Raw genomic sequence first — 20,834 nt, 5'->3', positions numbered from 1 at the left:
TCAACATCCGCCGGTGATCAGGTCAATCACAGGTGCTGCGCCCTTAGATGCTGATTCTTTGAACCGGATAAAGCACTGGGTTCCCCAGGCGTCGCCGGTGAACGTGCCATGCCAGTAAATAATGGCATTGGTAGACACGCTGGCACGGGTATTCCAGTCTTCCGCATCCATGGAGACTGCCCGGTGAATGCCGGCTTCGGTTCCGGTGGGATAGCCGTAGTGAATATCAATCGTCTGGCCCTGAACCGTTACTGTGGAGCGGGAGAGGTGTTCTTTATGTTCTATAAGCGCTTTTGCGTAAACCATATCACTGGCAGAACGTAATGTTCCGGCCAGTGATCGTGTACTCGCCAGCACTACATCGCTCTGGTAATCGATAAACCTCGGAGCAGCAACAGCGCTTAACACCCCGATAAGTGTTAATACGATAACCAGTTCTATTAGTGTAAACCCTCCGGCGCGCATGTCCTGTCCCTTTATTCCTTTAAATTATTTAAACTCTGAACACATTTGTTACAGAAATAATGGCAGGTAAGGACTGATCGGGAAATAGACTAAAGTTTAAAAAACGCGCCGTACGGGTAGATCATTTTATACTCAGGTATACCTACATTTTACCAAACTGTTCGTAGTTCTCGTGCCAGCTCAGGGCTTCGCCGAGAATATGAGGGGTATGCATACCGCGGGCGCTGGCACAGGCTCTTTCGAAATAATCGTGCAGTCTGTCGCGATAGTCCGGATGGGCACATTTATCGATGATGACTTTTGCCCGCTGGCGAGGCGACAGGCCACGTAAATCAGCCAGACCCTGCTCGGTAACGATGACTTTTACATCGTGTTCGGTGTGATCCACATGAGACACCATAGGCACAATAGAGGATATTGCGCCGTTTTTAGCGGTGGACGGGGTGACAAAAATAGACAGGTAACCGTTACGGGCGAAGTCGCCTGAGCCACCAATACCATTCATCATTCTGGTGCCCATCACATGAGTGGAATTCACATTCCCGTAGATATCTGCTTCCAGTAAGCCGTTCATGGCAATGACGCCCAGACGGCGGGCGATCTCAGGGTGATTACTGATATCCTGCTGGCGGAGAATGATTTTCTCGCGGTAAAAATCCATGTTTTTATTCAGCTCGTCCAGCGCTGTGGGGCTGAGTGAAAATGCTGTTGCCGACGCCGTTGATAACGTACCGGACTTGAGCATTTTTAACATGCCGTCCTGAATCACTTCTGTATACGCTGTCAGGTTTTTATAGCCGCCGGTATCCAGGCCTTCCAGTACGGCATTGGGAATGTTGCCCACGCCTGATTGCAATGGCAGCAGTTCTTTGGGTAAGCGGCCTTTCTGAATTTCAAAGCGGAAAAAATCGAGAATATGGTCAGCAATCTGTCTTGAGCAGGCGTCCGGCGGCGTGAAAGGACTGTTCCTGTCAGGGGCAGAGGTTTCTACGATGGCAAGAATCTTCTCCGGGGGAACAGTAAAATACGCATCGCCGATACGGTCATCGGCTTTGGTTAACATGATGGGCTTGCGGTTTGGCGGTAAGGCTGTGCCGTAATAAATATCATGCATGCCTTCCAGTTTAAGGCTTTGTCCGCTGTTCACTTCCAGTATGATTTTATCAGCCTGTTCAATCCAGGTTTTGTTGTTGCCAATTGAAGATGAAGGCACTAACCGGCCATCCTCATGAATAGCCGTCACTTCAATAACGGCAATGTCCAGTTTGCCCAGAAAGCCTGACCAGGCGTACTGTGAAACTTCAGACAAGTGAATATCGATGTAATGCATCTGGCCATTATTGATTTGCTTGCGGCAAACAGGGTCGGACTGGAAGGGCAAGCGCATGTTAATACCATCCACGGCTGCCAGCGCACCATCAAGCTCAGGCGCTGTTGAGGCACCGGTCCACAAATTGATTTGGAAATGATTGCCTGCCTGACGTTGTGTTTCTGCACGTGTAGCCAGGGCACCCGGCAGGGCTTTTGGGTAACCGGCGCCGGTAAAACCGCTCATACCTACTGTGTCACCGTCATTGATGAATGCAGCAGCCTGTTCAGCACTCATCACTTTATTTTTTAATTGCGGACACAAAATTCTGGATTCAGAAAACATGATCACTCCGATAAATCGCTTTTCAAAAAAGATTCCAATGCGATAGTAAAAAGAAGAGGGGAAGCAGCAATTGAACAAGAAAGTCCGCTGCTAAAAAATACAGCAATGACTTTACATCGAATTAACGGGAACGGAATAAGACGTCAGTTGTATACGGGGCAATTTTACCAACAAAAACCGGTTTCAGGCCTTTGCTGGTAAGGGTTTGTGAAGCTAAACTGTAAGGCGATTTCAGCCCCTGTTTAAGGTGACGTCTTCTGATGCAGAGCGGCCGAAAAAGCGGTGGTGAAGCGGTCAAAATCTTCAATGTGCGGAAGATGACCCAGCCCGGACAACCCGATCACATTAATGTTGCCATTGCGGGCTTTTACCTCGTCACCAAGTTTGTCATACCGGCCAAGTTGCCGCTCAACGCCGGGGCGAATATTGGCTGCGCCGGGCGCGGTTCTGTCCCGTGTACCCAGTATCATGGAAACCGGCATACTGAAATGGTCAAACTCTTCAATCACCGGCTGTGTGAAAATCATATCGTAAGTGAGTGCACTTACCTGCGCCAGTTGCGGCCAGTCCGGGCCGTTGATCCAGCCTTGCAGGAATGCAGCGTGACTGGCGAATTCATCATTCCATTTTCCGTCGTAATAATGTTTCTTCTGATAGCTGACAATCATATCCGGTGTTTTATTCAGTTCGTTTTCCATCACCTTGCCGGGATCTGTGTAACGCTCATACAGCAGATAGTTTTCCAGTCCGATAGGGTTTATCAGCACCAGTTGACTGGTCTCATCCGGATAGAGCAACGCAAAACGGGAGGCAAGCATACCGCCCATGGAATGGCCGGTGATGATACTGTGGTCTATTTCTAAAGCGCTCATCAGCGCACGGGTATTGGCAGCCAGTGCCGCAAAGCTGTATTGATAGTTAACGGGTTTGGACGATTTGCCAAACCCGACCTGGTCGGGGATCAACACACCGTAGCCTTGCTGATGGAGGAATTCAGCGGTTCGCTGCCAGTATGCGCCGTTGAAATTCTTCCCGTGAAGCAATGTAATCACTGACATTTCTTTATCAGGTGGCAAATACATGTAAGCCATTTCTAATTTCTGCCCCTGTGACTCAAAAGAAAAAATGTTCACGGGAAAAGGGTAGGAGAGTGCTGAAAGACGTTTGTCATAAGACGGCAATTCAGCCGCATATGACAATGAATGGATGCACAAAAACAAGCATATCAACAGCGTGCGACGCATAAACCGCTCCGTGTAAGGGATCAAAATAACGTATGTACCAGTTTGTACTTGATCCCCGCCAACCTGATTCAGAATATCGACGGGCCGCGGAAAATCTACGTTGCACCGCACCGGTTGATCTTGCCTCACTCCGCTGAGTACCAATCTTGTACTTATGATTTTTTTTGCCCTTCTTCCAAACGGGCAAGCCTGAGCGACATACGCCGGGCGACAATCTGAAAGAGGAGTAAATCATGGCAAACGTATTTATTGTCGGTGCAGCAGGTAAAGTGGGTTCACGTTTAGTGAAGCGGTTAAGTGACAATGACCATCAGGTCACGGCCATGCACCGGAAGCCGGAACAAAGCGACAGTCTGACCGGGCTGGGAGGGAGACCCTGCCTTCTCAGTATCACAGATGCCAGCGTCGACAGCTTAGCCACAGCAATGAAAGGCGCTGATACCGTGGTGTTCTCCGCCGGTGCCGGTGGTGCCAGTGTGGAGTTAACGAATGCCGTTGACGGTGAGGGACTGGAAAAATCGGTAGATGCCGCGCAGGCTGCCGGTGTGAAGCGTTTCATTCTTGTGTCGGCATTCCCGGATGCCGGCCGGGGCAAACATATATCAGAAACCTTTGAAAACTACATGCGGGTAAAACGCCTGGCAGATGTGTATCTGGCGCAAAGTAAACTGGACTGGGTCATCCTCCGGCCGGGCACGCTTACGCTGGAAGAGGGAACCGGAAAGGTAAATGCCGGGCTCGCCATTAAATATGGTGATATTTCAAGGGATGATGTGGCTGAAACGCTGCTGGCTATTATCGAAAATGAGGGGATCAGCCGTAAAATTATTGAGCTGACTGAAGGCGAAACCCCCGTCAGGGAAGCCATCGCGTCGGTTCCGGCCTGATTATGGAAACTAAGAAGTAAATCATGATGTCTCTCTGCACCTGCGCAGCAATGCACAGGTGCAGAGAATACAGCATCAGCGCTTAATTATTCTGCAATGATAGCGTCGAAGCCGGCTTTAGAGGCGGCTACAGCGTCCATGGGAGAAAGTCCGTCAGGATAGACTTCCTGCTCAATGACAATCCATTCAGCACCACCATCTAAAACTGTCGCACGGTAAATCGCAGACCAGCTTATATCGTCTTTGCCGATAATGGGTAGCAAGTCACTGTCTTCCGGCACATCAGATTTAAAGTGAGTGGTTAATGTTCTGCCGGGATAGCGACGAACGAAAGCAATTGGGTCTTTGTCAGCGTGTACGGTCCAGCCCACATCCTGCTGCAAAATGACTGACTCAGGCGTATGACTGGCAATATAGTCAAAATAGCTGGTATCGCCGTAATTTGCCCATTCCTGAGCATGGTTATGAAAACCAACCTGCATGCCATAAGGTGCCAGCGCTTCAGATAAAGCAGTAAGTTCCGTAGCGAATGCTTTAACGTCATCACCGTTAAATGCGCGGTCATCCCAGGGAATGATCAGAGCATCAATACCCAGCGCCTGATAAAACTCAACGGTGTCTTCCAGATTATCCGTTAACTGCGGAGTTTGTACGTGTGCGCCACTGGCCGTTAAACCAATGGAAGACAGATACGCTTTCAAACCGGCAGGGTCTTCTGCGTAGGGGCCGAAATCGCCGGCGAATTCAACACCGTCAAAGCCAAGTGCCGCAAGCTTTTCCAACGTTCCTTTAAAGTCGTCTTTCAATGCGTCTTTTACCGACCACAGTTGCACGCTGATTTGCGGAGCAACAAAAGCTTGTTCTGTCTCCGGGGCTGCAACCTGTGCAGCCGGTTCAGATGCAGTTTGCGTGTTCTGAGCGGGTTGTTCACTGCAACCACCCAGCAATGCTGTTGCGCCAAGGCCAATAGCCAGAGCGACAGGAGAGAGTCGCTTCATTGTTTTAATCATCATAGTCGTCCTGATTTGAATTCTTTTACTGCGTAATCAACTGCTCTGGCAGTAACTGCCATAAAGGTTAACGAGGGATTTCCCACGCCAGTAGAACAGAAACTGGCACCGTCTGTCACAAATAAATTCGGTACGTCATGAGCCTGGTTATAGCCGTTTAAAATGGAATCTTTCGGATCCCGGCCCATTCTGGCTGTTCCCACTTCGTGAATAGCCAGACCCGGCGCCTGACCCAGAATACGCTGTTCAATATTATTGAAGCCGGCTTTTTCCATCATCGAAGAGGCCACTTCCAGCGCACTTTGCATCATGGCGTTTTCGTTATCTGACCACTTGCAGTTGATATTTAACTGAGGAATGCCCCATTTGTCTTTTTTGGTACTGTGCAGCGCCACCTGATTATCGTGACGGGGAAGCATTTCTCCCTGAGCCTGCAGGCCAATTCCCCAGCCGCCGGGATTGTGTAACAGTGATTTAAAGGACTTCCCAAAGCCATCCATACTGCCCAACGATTGCCAGTCAGCCCGTGATGCACTGCCGGCTAATGCATAACCCCGCTTGAAGTCTTTGTGGTAGCGGCCGGGTTCATAATGGAAGTTAGGAATATACAGCGATGCCGGTCTTCGGCCGGAATAATATTCTTCCTCATAGCCGTCAATGCTGGCGGTCACCAGTGCATTGTAATTGTGGTCCATCAGATAATGGCCAAGTACGCCGGAGCTGTTAGCAATACCGTTGGGGAATTGTTTCGATGTGCTGTTCAGCATGATCTGAGTGGTCCCCAGAGTGGAAGCACATAAGAACACCACTTTGGCGTAATATTCCCGCTGTTTCAGAGTATCGTTGTCGATAACACGTACACCCTTCACGCGATTGGTTTTCTCATCATAAATGAGGCTTTCCACCACGCTGTTTGGCGCAATGTACAGATTACCTGTTCTGGCTGCAGCGGGCAGGGTAGCGCTTTGTGTTGAGAAGTAAGCACCCAGCGAGCAGCCTTTCTGACATTCGTTTCTGGCCATGCACTGTGCACGGCCCATCTCCAGATGGATTTTCTGCGGCTTTGTTAAATGGGCGCAACGGCTGATGATGACTGGTTTATCCGGCTCCGCTTCCGCCATTTTTGCGGTGAAATCCAGCTCGGGTTTTGTCATTTCAAACGGCGGTAAAAATACGCTGTCCGGCAATTGCGGCAGGTTGGCCGCAGCCCCGCTGATCCCCACGAACTTTTCTACATACTCATACCAGGGCGCTAAATCCTTGTAGCGGATGGGCCAGTCATTACCGTGGCCATCTTTCTTATTAGCTTCAAAGTCGAAGGCACTCATACGGTATGACTGACGGTGCCAGAGTAACGATTTACCCCCCAGCTGATTCGCTCTGATCCAGCTGAAATCCGTCCCTTCCTCAGTACTGTAAGGATAATCTTTATCGTTACCAAAGAAGTGTTTTGTCCCGTCATGGAAGGCGTAACACTGCTTTTGAATTTTGTATTGCTCATCAGTAAGTTCTTTTGCCACCTTGGTACGGTTGGCATAGTCCCAGGGCGGTACGGCTTCTGAGATATAGTCCTTACGGTGCTCAACAACACGGCCACGCTCTATCATAAGCGTTTTCATGCCTTTTTCGGTCAGCTCTTTCGCCGCCCAGCCTCCGGTAACGCCTGAACCAATTACGATGGCATCATAAACTTCTGAAGATTCATCTATATACATTTCTTTGTTCATTTCGGTACTTCCGGCTAGTAATAAGCTTTAGAGCTGTAAGCGCTGCCCACAGAGGCGAGAGGCACTGAGCCTTTAAATCCGCCGGGTACAGGCAGGTAGGTCAGTTCTTTTGTCGCGCCCGGCTGAGAGGTGTAATAACCAAACACGATCAGGCTTTTAAGGAACTTGAACGTGCCCTTTTGAGCGGCAGAAAAGGGGGCTTCTGCTTTCTCCAGGGCAGTTAACAAGCGCAATTGGGACGCTTCGTTCAAGAGGGAAAACTGTTTAGCGCCAAAGGATCTGGCGTTCTTATCAATGCTGGCAAGCAGTGCGATAGCTGACTGCTGTTCCTCTTCGCCGTACACCACGCTTAACTGATGATCGATAAAGTGGTGACACATGACCTCAGCAGCACCGGGGGTGCTGGTTTGAGGAATAGTCAGCGCGCAAATCCGGCGCAGGGTTTCTAATGCATTGACGCTCAATAATGCCGGTGAAGCCGCAGTGGCATCGCCTCTGAAGTGTTGAGCGGCAGCGATGGCATTGCCGCTTAACAGGGCTGTTGCGCCAATGCCCCCTACAGCGGTAAGTGTTTTAAGAAGTTGTCTTCGATTCATCATGGGTCTTGAAAATCCAATTGGTGTCCGGAACGTTTTATTTTTGTGATGCTGTGTAAATTGATTTAACAATTTGCGGTGTACCTTAGCGTATTTATGTAACCGGTTTCAATAATTTCTGTGTTTTGTTGTTAGATTTCATTTTAACTTATTGAATAATAGATTTTTATTAGTTTTTGGTGCGGTTTTTGTTGCTGATAACGGTTTCTTAAATTGAATGGTGTTCCGTGGTTTCGTCTGAAAAATGAAACCATTCATCGCGAGGTTTTTCAGGCTTAATCTGGCTTTTGAGGGCATGGTAACCCGCCTTTTTAGTAAGGGTTATTTTGGTTAAGTTTAAGAATTATATGGTTTTTTAAATTATGTAAATTGCGTGAGTATACTGTCTGCAATTTAGGTTGTGCTGTAAAATTGCTGTTATTGAAAAGTAAGTTTTAATGTAATAGATTGCCTCTGCCTGAAAACGGTTACATTACGGGTGTGGTATCGGGAGGACACGAAATTGCACCCTTTTTAAGAAAATTTTTTCGCAATTAGGGACCAGAGATGAAAGAGACATTTGCCGGAAAACATGGCGTGAAACGTTCGGTGTTGGCATTGTGCGTACTAGCGGCCATCCAACCTGTAACAGCCTTCGCACAAGAGACAGAAGTACCTGATGACAGTGATATCGAAGTGATTAACGTCAGCGGTATCCGTGGCTCTCAGGAAGCTTCCATTTTCAACAAACGAACGGCAGCCACTGTTGTAGACTCTATTGCTGCAACAGATATCGGTAAACTGCCGGATGTAACAATTTCCGACTCTTTGCAGCGTATTTCCGGTGTGCAAATTCGCCGTACTGCGGGTGAGGGTGGTTCACTCAATATCCGTGGATTACCTCAGGTAGTCACTCAGCTGAACGGTGAACAGTATCTTGGTGCAAACTCTGTTGTATCCACTCAACCTAACTTCAGCGATATCCCGTCACCTCTGTTCCGTGGTGCTGATGTATTTAAAAATGCCACAGCCAATCTGGGCAATGCCGGTATCACCGGTACTGTTAACTTAAAAACTTATCGTCCGTTTGATTTTGAAGAAGGTTCTACCTTCAGCGGTGCAGCAGAAATGCAACGTGGCGATGAAACTAAAAAGAACGATCCTAACTTATCAGCATTGTATAACTGGCAGAACGGCGATGTGGGTTTCATGATCTCCGGTACCTACGCCAATGTGAATCTGGCAAACTCGTACAATGGTATCAATACCGGCAGCCCGGGCGATGCCGGCTGGACCGACCGCACCAGTGCTGCGGAAGTTGGCGTGGACGGCCGTGATGGCCGTGTTATCTTAGGTTCACAAGGTTTTTCTGCCTGGAATCAGGGCACTGAACGTGAGCGTCTGGGCCTGAATACATCCATGCAGGTTGATTTGGGTGAAGGTTTTGTTTTCACCGCTGATGTGTTCTACACCGAGCAGGAAGAATACAACCGTAAAGTCGGTTTAAGTGCAACCAACAAGTGGGGCCCCCGCGGCTGGTTTACGCCAACGCAGGAGCGTGCCACCGGTGCAATGATTGACGGCGGCGAAATGTATTCCTGGCAAACGGCTGAGCTGTATCCGTCACGTCTGAAGTCATTCACTCAGAATGATGTGTACAACAACAGTTCTACCAACATTAACCTGCAATTAGATTACGATAACGGCGGCGCATTCAGTGGTCAGTTCCGTGCAATAATCGGACGTGCCTCTCAGGAACACCGTCACGGTTATAATGAAGGCGATATGACCAACGGGTCAACCACGCTGGGTCGTACTACCAACCTCGTTCCGTCTGACAAGTGCGGACCTGATGATGTGGTTGTGGGCGATGATGGCGGCTGTCTGCAAGCTATCAATGCAATGGGCTACAGCGAAAATCCGCATCTGACTTATGACACTACCGGTGAGCACCCTGTGTGGAGCGGCTTTGACCGTTCACTGGCCGGCGGCCTTGGCGACGGCGCGACTATTGCTGATTACATGGGCAACTTGTCCAGCTACAACATCGGCGCGTTCAGCTCTGAGAACAATGAAAACTCAGAAGGCGACATCAACGCCTTTAGCATGAAAGGCAAATATCTGTTCGACAGCGGTTACGTGACCAGTATCGAAGGCGGTATCCGCTATGGTAAACGCAGCGCAGACTACGAGCGCTATCACCTGTTTTCACCGGTACAGACGGCCGGCTGTATGGCACAGTGGAAAGCGACAGACGTACTGCTGAATGCTGATGCGCCAGCGTGTTCAGACGGCGAAATGGTAAACGGCGAATTTATGCCTTATGCCGCTCTGGAAAGCATTCCTCTTGATCAGTACAACAACGTGGTACAGGTCACAGACTTCGGTCCTGTCTCCGGTATTCCTGCAATTTGGGCGGTTGATCCTGCAGATTACGATGATCCTGAAGCCTTCCATAACCGCGTTTTCGGTGAGTCGGTAAAACAAATCGTTCCCGGTTCCAGCTTCAGCGCTGATGTGGCAGAGTTAAGCTACTTCCTGCAGGCGAACTTCGAAGGTATGGACGGTTTACTGACTGGTAACGTGGGTATTCGTGTCATCGAAACTGACCTTACCGTGAAGCAGAACATTGCCGGTGACAACCTGCCTTACAGTGGTACCGCTATTGATACCGGCGATGTGGTTTCAAGCCGTGACTATACCGATGTTTTACCAACTCTGAACCTGTCTTACAGCATCACGGACAACGTAATTGCACGTTTTGCCTATTCAGAAAACATGACGCCGCTTAACCTGAATCAGTACGGTGAAGGTTTAACGTTAAGTAATGCGTTAGATTCAGTAGAAGGCAGCCCGACACAAGGTCAGTTCATTGTGACCGGTGGTAGCCTGGCGGGTAACCCGCAGCTTGATCCATGGCGCTCGACTAACTACGACGTGTCGTTAGAATGGTATCCCGGTCAGGCCAGTATGATATCTGCTGCACTATTCCGTGTTGAAATTGACAGCTTCACTGTGAACCAGACGGTAGACATGGAAATGCCTGATGCGGACGGTATCGTGCGTCGCAGCGTACCAATCACTACGCTGGTTCAGGGTGACGGTGGTACGCTGGAAGGTTTCGAAATCGGTGCGAAAATCGCGTTCAGTGACTTCATCGAAGGTGAGTCTCTGTTAGCCAGCTTCGGTATGGATACTAACTTCACTTATTCACCCAGTGAAGGTTCCGGTACTGACATTTACGGCGAAGAGAATATGTTTAACGACAATTCTGAGCGTCAGTTTAACGTTATCGGCTGGTATCAGGGCGACCGTTTTGAAGCACGTATTGCTTACAACTACCGCAGCGAACGCTTAGCCGGTCAGGGTGGTTGGGGAGCTCTGAACCTTTATCAGGCGCCGACATCTTATGTGGACATTTCTGCCAGCTACGACATTGATGAGAACTTCTCTGTGTATGCGCAGGGCTCGAACATCACTGGCGAGTACGAAGACTATTACTTGCAATGGGAAGATCAGTACGCCTTCCAGAACTACTATGAAACCCGCTACATCGTGGGCGTAAGAGCGAAGTTCTGAGCATAAGCAGAAAGTCGTGAAGCGGGGGTACGATTAGTACCCCCGATGTTTTACACTGCATGAATTATTAAAAAAGCGTGAAGGGAGTTTGTTGAATTCCCTTACCATTCCAGCGTAGAAAGTATCGACTATGGCCACTATCCGTGATGTTTCCAGAGAGTCAGGCTTATCAATAGCCACCGTTTCAAGAGCTATCAGTAACCCTGAAATGGTCTCAAAGCAAAGTCTCCGCCGTGTGAATCAGGCGATAGAGAAATTGCAGTACCGGCCAAATCTCACCTCTCAAAAATTTCGCTTACAGCGCACTAACACCATTGTGGTGCTGGTACCTAACATTGCTAACCTGTTTTTCGCGCAGCTAATCAGTGGCGTTGAAGATACGGCTGCAAAACATGGTTTTAATGTGTTGCTCGGTGATACCCGTGACAGTGCCAGCCGGGAGCAGGAATTTATTCAACTGGTGGAAACCCGTCAGGCGGACGGATTAATTCAGCTGACTCCTCACAATGACAAAGCTGTTCTGCCTATTAAAGATGTAAAAGCCGTGAATGCGGCCGGCTGTGCCGGTACCCCTTACTATTCTGTTCGCATCGACAATGAAGAAGCCGCTGCCAAAATGGTGACGTATCTGGTCAGTCAGGGCCACCGCCGCATCGGTATGATTTCCGGCCTTAAAGACAACCTTCACTCCATGGCCAGGCAGGATGGTTACAAACAGGCGCTGGTAAATGCCGGCATTGCCTTTGATGAAGAGCTGGTGGTTGAAGGCGACTTTTCGTTCTGGTCCGGATTTAATGCAGTGAAGCATTTCGTCAATATGGACGAGCGGCCTACGGCGCTTTTCTGTGCCAATGATGAAATGGCAATCGGTGCACTTAAGGGCTTAAAAGAGAAAGGTCTGAAAGTGCCGGATGATATTTCTGTCACCGGATTTGACGATCTGGATATGGCCAATTACTGCGATCCTCCGTTGACCACCATCAGGCAGCCTGCTGTGAGAATGGGGGAAGAAGCTGCCGAATTGCTGTTCCGCATAATTGAAGGTGAACAGCCGAAACTCACCGAATACATTTTACCGTTTGAAATCATTATCCGGGAAAGCACGCGGGCTGTTAAATAGCACTCTTCTTGCTGCGTGCACGCCGGTTAACCTCAGGAAATTAAAATGAAAAAAAGCCTTTTGTGCATGACACTATCCCTTGTCATGTCAGTGCACGCGTCAGCAGCAGAAATAGCGACGTTATTTACTGATCACATGGTGTTACAGCGTGACAAACCGGTCAATGTGTGGGGCACAGGCGTGCCCGGCGAAACTGTCCGTGTTGTGATAAATAACGTGGAACAAACCACAACGGTAACAGCTTCAGGGAACTGGACCGTTGCGTTACCGGCACAATCAAAAGGCGGCCCCTATACCCTTTCTGTGCAGGGCGATAATACCTTGTCATTTGATGATGTGTGGTATGGCGATGTGTGGATTGCCGCCGGGCAATCCAACATGGAATGGGACTTAAAAGACCACGTCACGGGTAATGAAAAAGCACTGGCTGAAGCCGGTAATGCACGCATTCGCCTTTATGACGTGCCAAATACCCTGTCGCCGGAAGTGCAGACCACATTGCCTGAGAGCAAGTGGCAGGTCGCTAATGCCGGCACCGCCGGTGCATCCTCTGCCGTGGCCTGGTTTTTTGCTGAAAAAGTCTCATCAGAAGAAGATGTAATGGTGGGCATTATTGAAAGTAACTGGGGCGGCACGCCGGCAGAAGCCTGGATTGATTTGGCGACGGTTGAAACTGTGCCCGGCTACCGGCAACAGGCTGAAGCAGTAAAAGGTAACCCTGACTGGGCAAAAACGCTGCGTGACAACGACACACGAAATACCGAAAAGTGGCGTCGTATTGACAGCGAAGCCGTAGCACTGGCTACCGGTGCGGCTGAGGTTGATTTCGATGACAGTCAATGGCCTGAAGTCACCCTGCCGAACAGTACACCGTTTACTGAATTTACCTGGTTGCGGCATACCTTCACGCTGACAGACGATGAACTGTTGAAGCCTGTCATGATTAATGTGGGTGACATTGTTCAGAACGCTTTTGTGTTCATAAACGGTCACGTGATTGCGAAAGAAGACTGGCGCAATGGTGATTCATTACATCACCTGCCTGAAAAGTGGCTGCGGCAGGGGAAAAACGTATTCGTTATCCGGGTGACGAACGACTGGGATAACAAAGCCTATGTGGGCCGGCCGGCACAAATCTGGCGGGAAGTTGGCACTGAGAAAGTTGATATATCCGGACTATGGCGGGGCACCAATACCATTGAGCCACCTGTTCCAGAGGTTGAAAACTACACCTTCACTCCCGGTTTTTTATATAACGCGATGATAAATCCCTTGCTACCTTACCGGGTAAAAGGCTTTATCTGGTATCAGGGCGAAAGCAACGTCGATCGTCAGGAATACTACGCAGACTTATTCAAAACACTGATCAGAACATGGCGCAAAAAGGCGGATGACGACACATTGCCATTCCTGTTTGTGCAGCTTTCAGCATTTTTGAAACCACAGGCTTTACAGCCTGACAGTGCATGGGCTTACCTGCGGGATGCACAGAAGGAGACGTTATCTCTGCCGGATACCGGCATGGCGGTGTCTATTGATGTGGGTAATCCGGACGACATTCATCCTAAAAACAAGCGGCCTGTGGGCGAGAGGTTATGGCGTCAGGCGGCCCGGCAGGCGTACGGCCATCAGGATATCGTAACGTCAGGGCCGGACTTTTCAGGTATGGATATTAAAGGCGATAAAGTGACGTTACGTTTCAGCAATGCTGAGGGCCTGACAACAACAGAAGGTAACGCACCTGCAGGCTTTATTATCGCCGGTGAAGATAAGCGGTTCTTTCTTGCTGACGCGGAACTGGACGGTGAGACGATTATATTAACTAATGCGAATGTGAAGAAACCTGTTGCCGTGCGTTATGCCTGGGCTGATTATCCGGTCGTGAATCTGGTGAACGGGGAAGGCTTACCCGCAGTACCCTTCAGAACGGACAACTGGACCGCTTCATCGGTAACCGCAGGGCAGTAGCGTTATACCGTTTGACGGGTTACATTCGTTAATACATTGTTTATTGACGACAACCGGTTTCAAAAAGGTAAAATGGTGAATGAGCCTCACCGGCCTTAATGGAACATGCTATGAAGTTGTCGTCTTTTGACGTTTTCGTCATTGCTGGCTATCTCTGTGTTGTCATTCTGCTTGGAATGGGAATAGCCAGATTTAACAAAAAAAACACAACAGATTATTTTCTCGGCCAGAATAAAATCCCCTGGCCGTTCCTCGGGCTGTCCAATGCCTCAGGCATGTTCGATATCAGTGGCACCATGTGGATGGTGTACCTGCTTTTTATCTATGGTTTGAAAAGCGTATTCATTCCATGGCTCTGGCCCAGCTTTAACCAAATTTTTCTTATGATTTTCCTTTCCATCTGGCTGCGCAGGTCGGGTGTGATGACGGGGGCAGAATGGATACGGTTCCGGTTTGGCGAAAGGCGGGGTGCCACGCTGAGCCATATCATTGTTGTTGTATTTGCTTTGATCAGTGTGCTGGGGCTTCTTGCTTACGGATTCACCGGCATCGGCAAATTCGCTGCGGCCTTCCTGCCCTGGCAGTTAAGTGCAGATGTCAGGCTTAACGAAGTGCTTTACGGCGCTTTGATCACCGGGTTTACTGCGCTTTATGTTGTACGCGGTGGCATGGTGAGTGTGGTCTACACAGAGGTGTTACAGTTTTTAGTCATGACCGCGGCCTGCATTGCCATCGGTGTGATTGCAATGATGCAGGTTTCTCCGGATATGCTGGCTGCGGTGGTGCCTGAGGGATGGACATCACTGTCGTTTGGCTGGCAACTGGATTTGGACTGGCAAACGTTGTTGCCTGAGGCTAATGAACGGATTGCCGGTGACGGCTATTCACTGTTTTCGCTTTTTATCATGCTGGGGCTTTTCAAAGGCATTTTGCAAAGTCTGGCGGGGCCGGCGCCTAACTTTGATATGCAGCGTATTCTTGCTGCGCGCACACCGTCAGAGGCGGCTAAGATGAGCGGTTTTGTCAGTATTGTACTGTTATTTCCCCGCTACATGATGGTCACCGGGCTCACCGTACTGGCGCTGGTTTATCTCACGCCGGCTTTAAATCAAATGAACAGCGCTGCAGATTTCGAGCAAATATTACCGCTGACCCTGGCCAATTTTATTCCGTCAGGTCTGCTGGGGCTCATTATTGCAGGGCTGCTGGCAACTTTCATGTCTACCTTTGCTGCCACATCAAACGCCGCGCCGGCCTATGTGGTCAACGATATTTATAAACGCTACATCAATCCTGATATACCGGAAAAAAAGGCGCTGAAACTCAGCTATCTGGTGTCTGTTCTTTTCATCGTCTGCGGTTCGTTACTCGGGGTGTTTGTACCGTCACTGAACAGTATGGTGATGTGGCTGGTGTCTGCGTTATACGGTGGTTACACGGCAGCGAACGTACTGAAGTGGTACTGGTGGCGTTTCAACGGCATGGCATTCTTTTGCGGCATGACGGCGGGAATCATTCTGTCGGTCTTTCTTATGTTCACCGATATCCAGCCGTTGTATGCGTTCCCGTTTTTATTCGGTTTCTGCTTGCTGGTGTGCATTGGCGTCAGCCTGCTCACCCGACCGGATGATATAGGAGTGCTGAAGGCGTTCTATCAGAAAACCCGTCCCTGGGGCTGGTGGCAGCCGGTCGTGCGGGCGCTACAGGAAGATGGCGTTGCAATAACTGCGAACAACCAGTTCAAAAAAGATGCCGCTAATGTGGTGGTGGGTGTTATCTGGCATACATCACTAACCGCAGCACCAATCTTTATGGTCATTAAAGCCTGGGAACCCTTTGTTGTCAGCCTGTCTGTAATAGCTCTGTGCACTGCGTGGCTAAAAATATTCTGGTGGGATCCGCTGAAGCGCACGGCGGAGTGACAAGAGGTTGTATATGGTAAAGTCACGGTTTACTCTGCGTTCAGAATAGTAACAATGTTCAGGAATAACTAATGAACAAAGGATTGTCTGTATACCTTGAGATGGTCAGGGTAGTTGCCACCTTTCTGGTACTGCTGTCACACGCCGGTCACTTCGGGCCATTATGGCTTCAGGATATTCTTGGAGAAGCCCGCCTGGGCAGAGATGGCGTGGTATTGTTTTTCGTGCTCAGCGGGTTTGTCATAACCTGGTGCGGGAAAGAGAAAGATAAAAACCTGTATTCCTTCGCCACCAACCGGATGGCGCGGATTTACTCTGTGGCTGTGCCCGGTCTGCTGCTGGGAATCATTGCCAGCCTTATTCATACATCTGTTCAGGGCGAACCGGTAGACTACACCATTAACAAAGCCTGGTTGTACTATCCTATTTTTCTGTCTTTTTATTCCCAGTCGTGGCTGGGATTCCTGTTCCCCGCCGGAAACTTCCCGTACTGGTCGCTAAGTTATGAAGTCTGGTATTACGTGTTTATCGCCGTGGTGCTTTATGCAAACCGCTACCGCTGGTTACTCATTTTCGCAGTAGTTTTGATCATGGGACCGTATATTGCGCTGTTTCTGCCGTTGTGGGGAATGGGCGCATTGCTGTATGTGTGCAAAGATAAATACACGCCGGGCCGGGGCACGGCGTTATTCCTGTTTGCTGCAACCTTACTCGGATTTATTGCAACAAAGGTAACTGCTTTTGATTCTGTGCTGGATGAATTTAATCATTATGTACTCGGCACGCCGCCTAAATTTATTCCTGCCAAGCAGTTTCTGGGGGATTATTTTCTGGCTCTGCTGGCTGTCGTGAATTTTTACAGTGCATACCATCTGCGTATCAGGATTGGTGAGCTGGCAACCAAAGCTGTGAAAGCGTTGGCTTGTTTCTCGTTTAGTATTTATCTGTACCACAATCCGCTATTTCTACTGTTATCTCTGGTGCCGTTTTTCCATGATGCAGCCAGCTGGACCAGCTACATTCTTGCTGTCGTCTTCGCGCTGGTCGCCTGCCGGGTGCTGGCATCGTTCACGGAGCTGAAGAAAAAGCCGTTGAAGGCGGCTATAGACCGGACCGCAGATTATCTGCTTAAAATCAAAACACGGAAAGTCACAGCAAAATAATAAGGTGGATCAGCAGGCGCAGAGGCTTTCCCTGCGCGCAGCATGAGTAAGGCGGTTACTTAACGCGGTAGAAATGCAGGACGACGCTGTTGGCTTTTCGCATACCGGTGGACACGATAACTGACTTATTCAGCCAGGCGTAGGGACTGTCCGAAGCGACTTCCAGTTTTGCGGCAGTACGCATGTAGTAAGACGCTGCAGGCATGTCTTCTCCTTTAGCCAGTCTGGCCAGCACTTCCGGTGAAGCGGTGCGGATCCCTTCATTATGCACATAGATGATTTCGCCGGAGTCGGTTTGCAGGCTGTAATCCGCTACCAGATCAGCGGTTCCGTCCTTTCTCACTGTCTGCCAGTCGGCGCCGCCTCCCAACACCTTTCCGTTGAGTTCGGGGCCGTGAAATTCACCGCCATTAATGCCGATAATCCGGCGTTTACCGTATCGTGTCTCACCGACTTCAAGGGGCGGATCAAGTGTCACAACGGCTTCAAAAAGAAACTCAAACTCCGGAGCAGGAATGTCGGCATACTGAGGTGAATCTTTTGCATTGGCAGCCAGAGAAAACAACGAGAATGTTATGATGGCGGCAGACAAGTATTTCTTGAGTAGCGAAGTCATGGATATGTCCTTATTATTTGATGGTTTTTCAGGCAGGTTCATAGTGCCAGAGTTTGAAGTTTATGCAATCAGTGTGGGTCTATGACTGAAACGGATCCGGCCAAATTATTCAGTGACATACACCGTTGCACGCTGTGTTCAGGGTTATTACCCCATGCTCCCCGACCGGTAGTGCAACTGCATGCTGAAGCGAAAATTGTGATTGTCGGACAGGCACCCGGCATCAAAGCTCACGAAAGCCACCAACCCTGGAATGACGCCAGTGGCGATAAACTTCGCCTCTGGCTCGGGGTGAACCGGTCAGCATTTTATTCGTCTTTATTTACTCACCTGCCCATGGCATTTTGCTTTCCGGGCTACAAGAATGGTGCAGATGCACCACCGCCTAAAATCTGTTCTGCCACCTGGCACAAACCGGTTCTCGATCAGTTGTCACCTGAACTCATGATCCATATCGGGCGCTACTCACAGCAATATTATTTTCCTGAGTACAAAACCTTAACTGATGCTGTTGAACAAACAGCTTCATCAGGTTCGGATGCTGTGGTGCTGCCCCATCCGTCAGGCCGTAATAACCGGTGGCTGGCGAGGCATCCCTGGTTTGAAAACAGGGTGCTGCCTTTACTCAGAGAGAAGGTTGCAGCGATCCTTGCCTGACGCTCGTCACAGGCCGGCCAGGCTGGCTTGTATGATGAAAACGTATGAAACCACATATCCATGTTGATCACCGGGCATTTTTCCTTCCCGCATAGCTTATTAGACTTAAGTCTAATTTCCGGTGTTGTGTCCACCGGACAACTGACCCGCCGGTTTATAAAAAAGGAAAGAACATGGATGCACAATATCACCCCGGACTTGTTGCGCTCTCACTTGGTGTCGCATTCATTGCTTCCCTGACGGCGCTGGATATGGCGGGACGCCTCCGTGCGACTAAAGGCATCGCCTCACATTTATGGCTGACCGGTGGTGCGTTTTCCATGGGCGTCGGGATCTGGTCAATGCATTTTATCGGCATGCTGGCAATGGATATGTCCACGCATGTGATGTACGACATTCCTCTGACCCTGGTATCTTTTCTGGCAGCCATTCTCACTTCCGGCCTGGCTCTGGCGGTGGTTCGTAACGGTAGCCCGACAGCCGGACGGCTGGCGGTTGGTGCTCTGCTGATGGGAGCCGGCGTGTGCATCATGCATTATGTGGGAATGGAAGCCATGCAAATGCACGGTGAACTGAGTTATGACCCGCTTATTTTTGCCTGCTCGGTGCTGATAGCTGTAGGCGCGTCTGCTGCTGCACTCTGGTTAGTGTTCAGCCTGAACCCGGTCGCTAATCAACGTCCTTCCTTCTGGTTTCGGGTAGCTGCCGGTATGGTGATGGCCGTGGGGATTGCCGGTATGCACTACACCGGCATGGCGGCAACCATTTATCCTGAAGGCATGCATATAATGCCGGTGGATGGCTTGTCTCCCGGCAGGCTGGCTGTGTCAGTGGCCTCGGTATCGGTGAGCATTATGCTGAGTGCTCTGGTGCTGTCTATCTACGATACTCACCTGACATCGAAAAACGCTCAACTGGCGGCGTCGCTGAGTGATGCAAACCGTGAACTGAAAAGCATGGTCTACCGTGATTCGCTGACTACGCTCCCTAACCGGTTGCACTTCGAAGAAAAAATCGAGGAATTACTGCAACAGGGCAGTGACTCCTTCAGTGTGTTTTTCGTCGACCTGGACCATTTCAAGAATGTGAATGACTCGCTGGGCCATCATGTTGGTGACTTATTGATCAGGCAATCGGCAGACAGATTACGGGCAGCGGTCAGGGAAACGGATCTGGTTGCCAGGGTCGGCGGCGATGAATTTATGGTGCTCATCCAGGGCAATCCGTCCCGTAAAGTGGCGGAAAGTCTGGCGTTTCGCATTGTTGAGTCTCTGCAGCAACCATTTCAGATTGAAGACATGCTGGTTCACGTATCCAGCAGTGTGGGCGTGAGCATGTATCCTGATCACGCTGCGCAGAAACATGAACTGATGATTTACGCCGATGCTGCCATGTATGCGGCGAAAAAGTCCGGCAGAAACAATTATGTGTTTTATCAGGAAAATATGACCAGCGGCACAGAGCGCCGGAGCAAAATGGATGAACGTCTCAGACTGGCTCTATTAAACGACGGCCTGAGTCTGGCGTACCAGCCTAAAGTGGAGGTGAGCTCAGGCAAAGTCACCGGTGTGGAAGCTCTGGTCCGCTGGCAGGATGACGTACTGGGAACGGTTACGCCGGATGAACTGATTCCGTTTGCTGAAGATTCGAATCTCATTTTGCCGTTGGGTGAGTGGGTGCTCAGAAAAGCGTGTCAGTTTTCAGCAAACTGGGAAAAGGAGTTTGGTGTGGCGCTGCCTATTGCAGTGAATATTTCAGCGCTGCAACTGAGTCACAGAGGATTTGTGGAATCAGTAAAATTAATTTTAGAGGAAACCGGTCTGGCTGCGAACCGTCTTGAACTTGAGCTGACGGAGAGCACGCTGGTGAAGGATCCCAAATATGCGCAGGGCGTTATGTCGGCCTTACGGGATGCCGGGGTGTCGTTATCCATTGACGATTTCGGAACAGGTTATTCCAATCTGGCCCAGCTACGCCGGTTCCCTATCGACCGCCTGAAGATTGATAAGAGCTTTATGTCGGAAGCGGTATTTAATGATCAGGATGCAGCTATCGTGAAATCGGTCATTGCGCTGGCAAAAATACTGAACCTTAAAGTGACCACCGAAGGTATTGAAACCGAAGAACAGCTGGAATTTATCCGTTCACTGAACGGGCAGGAATATCAGGGCTATTATTACAGTAAAGCCCTGCCGGCAGACGAACTCAAAACCTTACTACTTAAAAAGCTGGCGCAGGCCAGTTAGT

The 20,834-nt window shown here is 49.7% G+C and carries 15 protein-coding genes; 8 read left to right on the top strand and 7 right to left on the bottom strand.

Going from position 1 to position 20,834, the window contains the following annotated elements; translation table 11 throughout:
• From J3369_RS16565 to J3369_RS16555, 3 genes are all read right to left on the bottom strand, one after another.
• Nucleotides 1-465 (bottom strand): type II secretion system protein, encoded by a 465-nt coding sequence (locus J3369_RS16565; RefSeq protein ID WP_349588905.1) that lies wholly within the window; start codon nucleotides 463-465, stop codon nucleotides 1-3.
• A gap of 142 nt (nucleotides 466-607) precedes the next feature.
• Nucleotides 608-2,119 (bottom strand): succinyl-CoA:acetate CoA-transferase ScpC, encoded by a 1,512-nt coding sequence (gene scpC, locus J3369_RS16560; RefSeq protein WP_349588902.1) that lies wholly within the window; start codon nucleotides 2,117-2,119, stop codon nucleotides 608-610.
• 242 nt (nucleotides 2,120-2,361) lie between these two features.
• Complete coding sequence (locus J3369_RS16555; RefSeq protein ID WP_502877466.1) at nucleotides 2,362-3,363, bottom strand: alpha/beta fold hydrolase; 1,002 nt, start codon at nucleotides 3,361-3,363, stop codon at nucleotides 2,362-2,364.
• Between the two features lie 233 nt (nucleotides 3,364-3,596).
• On the opposite strand from J3369_RS16555, the gene J3369_RS16550 reads away from it, so the two are divergent.
• Nucleotides 3,597-4,250, top strand: coding sequence for an SDR family oxidoreductase (locus J3369_RS16550; RefSeq protein WP_349588896.1), 654 nt, complete (start codon nucleotides 3,597-3,599; stop codon nucleotides 4,248-4,250).
• 86 nt (nucleotides 4,251-4,336) lie between these two features.
• Here J3369_RS16550 and J3369_RS16545 read toward each other — a convergent pair whose 3' ends face one another.
• From J3369_RS16545 to J3369_RS16535, 3 genes are read right to left on the bottom strand one after another with little or no spacing between them, the layout of a single operon-like run.
• The gene (locus tag J3369_RS16545) at nucleotides 4,337-5,263 is read right to left on the bottom strand and encodes a sugar phosphate isomerase/epimerase family protein (protein WP_349588893.1); all 927 of its coding nucleotides are present in this window, start codon (nucleotides 5,261-5,263) and stop codon (nucleotides 4,337-4,339) included.
• Nucleotides 5,260-6,987, bottom strand: a complete 1,728-nt coding sequence (locus J3369_RS16540) for a GMC oxidoreductase (RefSeq protein ID WP_349588890.1) — start codon at nucleotides 6,985-6,987, stop codon at nucleotides 5,260-5,262. Before J3369_RS16540 ends, J3369_RS16545 begins: the two co-directional genes overlap by 4 nt.
• 14 nt (nucleotides 6,988-7,001) lie before the next feature.
• Complete coding sequence (locus tag J3369_RS16535) at nucleotides 7,002-7,586, bottom strand: gluconate 2-dehydrogenase subunit 3 family protein (RefSeq protein ID WP_349588888.1); 585 nt, start codon at nucleotides 7,584-7,586, stop codon at nucleotides 7,002-7,004.
• A 543-nt stretch (nucleotides 7,587-8,129) separates the two neighbouring features.
• On the opposite strand from J3369_RS16535, the gene J3369_RS16530 reads away from it, so the two are divergent.
• The 5 genes from J3369_RS16530 (at nucleotide 8,130) to J3369_RS16510 (ending at nucleotide 17,314) form a co-directional block, all read left to right on the top strand.
• The gene (locus J3369_RS16530; protein ID WP_303572714.1) at nucleotides 8,130-11,141 is read left to right on the top strand and encodes a TonB-dependent receptor; all 3,012 of its coding nucleotides are present in this window, start codon (nucleotides 8,130-8,132) and stop codon (nucleotides 11,139-11,141) included.
• A gap of 130 nt (nucleotides 11,142-11,271) precedes the next feature.
• Nucleotides 11,272-12,261 (top strand): LacI family DNA-binding transcriptional regulator, encoded by a 990-nt coding sequence (locus tag J3369_RS16525; RefSeq protein WP_303572715.1) that lies wholly within the window; start codon nucleotides 11,272-11,274, stop codon nucleotides 12,259-12,261.
• Between the two features lie 45 nt (nucleotides 12,262-12,306).
• A complete protein-coding gene (locus J3369_RS16520) occupies nucleotides 12,307-14,229 on the top strand; it encodes a sialate O-acetylesterase (protein WP_349588884.1) in 1,923 nt (640 codons plus the stop codon).
• Between the two features lie 110 nt (nucleotides 14,230-14,339).
• Entirely contained in the window at nucleotides 14,340-16,151 is a 1,812-nt protein-coding gene (locus J3369_RS16515; protein WP_349588882.1) for a sodium:solute symporter family protein, read from the top strand.
• A gap of 71 nt (nucleotides 16,152-16,222) precedes the next feature.
• Nucleotides 16,223-17,314: an acyltransferase family protein gene (locus J3369_RS16510; RefSeq protein ID WP_349588880.1), complete on the top strand. Its 1,092-nt coding sequence runs from the start codon at nucleotides 16,223-16,225 to the stop codon at nucleotides 17,312-17,314.
• A gap of 55 nt (nucleotides 17,315-17,369) precedes the next feature.
• Here the strand turns inward: J3369_RS16510 and J3369_RS16505 are convergent, their stop codons facing one another.
• The gene (locus tag J3369_RS16505; RefSeq protein WP_349588877.1) at nucleotides 17,370-17,930 is read right to left on the bottom strand and encodes a DUF3237 domain-containing protein; all 561 of its coding nucleotides are present in this window, start codon (nucleotides 17,928-17,930) and stop codon (nucleotides 17,370-17,372) included.
• Between the two features lie 81 nt (nucleotides 17,931-18,011).
• Here J3369_RS16505 and J3369_RS16500 point away from each other — a divergent pair, with 81 nt between their 5' ends.
• Both J3369_RS16500 and J3369_RS16495 read left to right on the top strand, forming a co-directional pair.
• A complete protein-coding gene (locus tag J3369_RS16500; protein ID WP_303572720.1) occupies nucleotides 18,012-18,587 on the top strand; it encodes a uracil-DNA glycosylase family protein in 576 nt (191 codons plus the stop codon).
• A gap of 173 nt (nucleotides 18,588-18,760) precedes the next feature.
• The gene (locus J3369_RS16495) at nucleotides 18,761-20,833 is read left to right on the top strand and encodes a putative bifunctional diguanylate cyclase/phosphodiesterase (RefSeq protein WP_349588875.1); all 2,073 of its coding nucleotides are present in this window, start codon (nucleotides 18,761-18,763) and stop codon (nucleotides 20,831-20,833) included.
• Nucleotide 20,834 lies beyond the last annotated feature (1 nt).

Origin of the sequence: Alteromonas sp. NFXS44 (genome assembly GCF_040148705.1) — a bacterium.
Taxonomy (GTDB): Bacteria; Pseudomonadota; Gammaproteobacteria; order Enterobacterales; family Alteromonadaceae; genus Alteromonas.
The sequence above is the reverse complement of the archived record's forward strand: the minus strand, read 5'-3'. Positions and strand labels throughout refer to the sequence as shown.

Excerpts from the sequence above, each read along its gene's own strand:
- J3369_RS16565 (WP_349588905.1), bottom strand. The coding sequence starts at position 465 with ATGCGCGCCGGAGGGTTTACACTAATAGAACTGGTTATCGTATTAACA.
- scpC (WP_349588902.1), bottom strand. The coding sequence starts at position 2,119 with ATGTTTTCTGAATCCAGAATTTTGTGTCCGCAATTAAAAAATAAAGTG.
- J3369_RS16555 (WP_502877466.1), bottom strand. The coding sequence starts at position 3,363 with ATGCGTCGCACGCTGTTGATATGCTTGTTTTTGTGCATCCATTCATTG.
- J3369_RS16550 (WP_349588896.1), top strand. The coding sequence starts at position 3,597 with ATGGCAAACGTATTTATTGTCGGTGCAGCAGGTAAAGTGGGTTCACGT.
- J3369_RS16545 (WP_349588893.1), bottom strand. The coding sequence starts at position 5,263 with ATGATGATTAAAACAATGAAGCGACTCTCTCCTGTCGCTCTGGCTATT.
- J3369_RS16540 (WP_349588890.1), bottom strand. The coding sequence starts at position 6,987 with ATGAACAAAGAAATGTATATAGATGAATCTTCAGAAGTTTATGATGCC.
- J3369_RS16535 (WP_349588888.1), bottom strand. The coding sequence starts at position 7,586 with ATGATGAATCGAAGACAACTTCTTAAAACACTTACCGCTGTAGGGGGC.
- J3369_RS16530 (WP_303572714.1), top strand. The coding sequence starts at position 8,130 with ATGAAAGAGACATTTGCCGGAAAACATGGCGTGAAACGTTCGGTGTTG.
- J3369_RS16525 (WP_303572715.1), top strand. The coding sequence starts at position 11,272 with ATGGCCACTATCCGTGATGTTTCCAGAGAGTCAGGCTTATCAATAGCC.
- J3369_RS16520 (WP_349588884.1), top strand. The coding sequence starts at position 12,307 with ATGAAAAAAAGCCTTTTGTGCATGACACTATCCCTTGTCATGTCAGTG.
- J3369_RS16515 (WP_349588882.1), top strand. The coding sequence starts at position 14,340 with ATGAAGTTGTCGTCTTTTGACGTTTTCGTCATTGCTGGCTATCTCTGT.
- J3369_RS16510 (WP_349588880.1), top strand. The coding sequence starts at position 16,223 with ATGAACAAAGGATTGTCTGTATACCTTGAGATGGTCAGGGTAGTTGCC.
- J3369_RS16505 (WP_349588877.1), bottom strand. The coding sequence starts at position 17,930 with ATGACTTCGCTACTCAAGAAATACTTGTCTGCCGCCATCATAACATTC.
- J3369_RS16500 (WP_303572720.1), top strand. The coding sequence starts at position 18,012 with ATGACTGAAACGGATCCGGCCAAATTATTCAGTGACATACACCGTTGC.
- J3369_RS16495 (WP_349588875.1), top strand. The coding sequence starts at position 18,761 with ATGGATGCACAATATCACCCCGGACTTGTTGCGCTCTCACTTGGTGTC.